The organism is Intestinibacter sp. (genome assembly GCF_022780145.1).
Taxonomy (GTDB): Bacteria; Bacillota; Clostridia; order Peptostreptococcales; family Peptostreptococcaceae; genus Intestinibacter.
This window is the reverse complement of sequence record NZ_JALEXO010000210.1, coordinates 1-2,343: the sequence shown is the minus strand read 5'-3', so window position 1 is coordinate 2,343 and position 2,343 is coordinate 1. Positions and strand designations below refer to the sequence as shown.

Here is a 2,343-nt window from a genome sequence, read left to right as displayed (position 1 = left end):
TGTAGTCTGATTGCATAGCTTTTTTATAAGAACCTCTGCCTGAAGAAGTTCCGTTGTTCACCATAAAATCGTATACTGCATTTGCAACAGCTTCTGGCTTTGGATAAGAAGTCGCCGCATTATCTAAATAAATCCCCATTTTAATCCTCCTCAATATTTTTATGTATTTTAAATATTAGAAACTTTTTGCTCTATATGTACCTTCAACCAATTGTAAATATCTCGATAGACAGTTTGATAATCAAGTTCATTTAAAACCTCGTGTCTACAATCTTTATATAGTTTTATATCTATATCCTTTACTCCGATATTTTTGTAATTTTCATATATAGATCTTACTGCTTTACCGTTGTTTCCAACTGGATCTTTATCTCCAGAAATAAAAATTAAAGGTAATTCTTTAGGTATATTTCTTTCATTTGCTGTATTTTGTATAAATTCCAACACATCAAAAAGAGTTTCATACCCGTTTATAGTAAATAAAAATGTGCAATATTTGTCTTTTACATATTCCCTTACTATATCCTTATCTCTACTTATCCAATCGCTTTTAGTTTCTACAGGCTTAAATTGATTATTATAAGCACCAAATACAATATTTGTAACGAATTTACTCCTGTGCTTGTCGCCTTTAAAGGCTTTTATTATTTTTAATAGTAGTTTTCCCAGCTTTAACAAAACCTTAGGCTGACTGCCAGTTCCAACTATTATTGCTCCATCTATTTTATCTCCATAAGTCATAATATACCTTCTGATTAAAAATGAACCCATCGAATGACCTAAAACGAAATAAGGAACACCTTCGTATTTCTTTTTCATCTCCTGAGTAATTTTGTATAAATCCTCAACTACAGTACAGCTCTTATCCTCACACGGAAAATATCCTAGCTCATCGTCGTCCTTTGCAGTAAGCCCATGACCTAGATGATCATTTCCGACGACTAAAATTCCCTTTGTATTTAAAAATTTGGCAAATCTATCGTATCTATCAATATATTCTACCATTCCATGCGATAATTGCAAAATCGCCGAAACCTCTACATCAGGCTCCCAAATGATAGTGTGTAAATCGTTTACTTTATTAGTAGATTTTATATAAAGCTCTGTTTTTTTCATATTCAAACTCACCCCAACAATAAAATTGTAATACAATTATCGACTTAAATCTATTATTTCTTCAATTATATTATATCTAATTCCCATTTATTACATATTAAAACCTATTTATCGAAAATTTATGCTATTATTAACTCATAATAATTTTCAGGAGGTACAAAATTGAAAAAAATCGGGATACTAATGCTAGATACTAAATTCCCAAGAATAAAGGGAGATATAGGAAATGATGAGACCTTTTCATTTCCAACAGTAAAAAAAATCATAACAGGAGCTGATACTACTAAGGTAGTAGATTTAGGTGATAGAGGTCTTTTAAATAGCTTTATATCTGCGGCAAAGGAACTAGAAGCATCTGGAGTCAGCGCGATTACAACGAGCTGTGGTTTTTTAGCTAAATTTCAAAAGGAGCTTGCAGATAGTGTAAATATTCCCGTATTTACATCTAGCTTAATACAAGTAAAATACGTAAAGCCTCTTTTAAAAAAAGATCAAGCAGTGGGAATACTTACTATAAAAAAATCCTCACTTACAGACGAACATTTTAAAGGAGTTGGAATAGAAAACATAGACAAGGTAATCTACAGTATGGAGGGAACTAGCTTCGAAAAAACCTTCATGGATGAAGAAATCGAATACGATAAATCTAGACTTCAACAGGATATAATTGACGTAGCCACTAAAATGGTAAACGAAAATCCAAATGTAGGTGCTATAATCTGTGAATGTACAAATATGCCGCCATTTTCCAAGGCTATATCTGACAAATTAAACATTCCTGTATTTGATATAGTCACTTTGACTAATTATATTTACTCAAGCTTAAATAAACCTTCCTTTTAATATGTAATATGTAAAAAAATAACTATTGTACGGATATCGCACAATAGTTATTTTTTTATATCTTAATATTGACTAAATAAATTATCTAAATATAAAGTAGAATCATACCAATAGCAATCATAGTCAAGCACATAGGTACCATCATAATCATTGACTTAATTGGGTCTACTTCTTTACCTACCATAGAACCAACTATACCTGCCACACAGAAAGTAGTTAAATCTGCTGGTGGAAGTCCCATACCACCTGCTGCTAAATGAGCACCTGCTGCTGCCACTTGAACTGGATCCATTCCTATAGATATAAGTGCTGGTCCAAAGAATGAGAATATTACATTTTGAACTGTAGATTGAGAACCTGTAAGCATTCCTATAAGTGCCATAG

3 protein-coding genes are annotated in these 2,343 nt (G+C 31.8%); 1 reads left to right on the top strand and 2 read right to left on the bottom strand.

Translation table 11 applies throughout. From position 1 onward, the window contains the following. Positions 1–168: 168 nt before the first annotated feature. On the bottom strand, positions 169–1,116 hold the full coding sequence (locus MR593_RS08105) for an alpha/beta fold hydrolase (protein WP_290691734.1): 948 nt from the start codon (positions 1,114–1,116) through the stop codon (positions 169–171). A 162-nt stretch (positions 1,117–1,278) separates the two neighbouring features. Here MR593_RS08105 and MR593_RS08100 point away from each other — a divergent pair, with 162 nt between their 5' ends. After that, positions 1,279–1,959: an aspartate/glutamate racemase family protein gene (locus tag MR593_RS08100; protein ID WP_290691732.1), complete on the top strand. Its 681-nt coding sequence runs from the start codon at positions 1,279–1,281 to the stop codon at positions 1,957–1,959. A gap of 85 nt (positions 1,960–2,044) precedes the next feature. On the opposite strand, the gene MR593_RS08095 is transcribed toward MR593_RS08100, so the two are convergent. Next, the coding region (locus tag MR593_RS08095) for a hypothetical protein (RefSeq protein WP_331474767.1) at positions 2,045–2,343 on the bottom strand (299 nt) is incomplete at its 5' end.

Excerpts from the sequence above, each read along its gene's own strand:
- MR593_RS08105 (WP_290691734.1), bottom strand. The coding sequence starts at position 1,116 with ATGAAAAAAACAGAGCTTTATATAAAATCTACTAATAAAGTAAACGAT.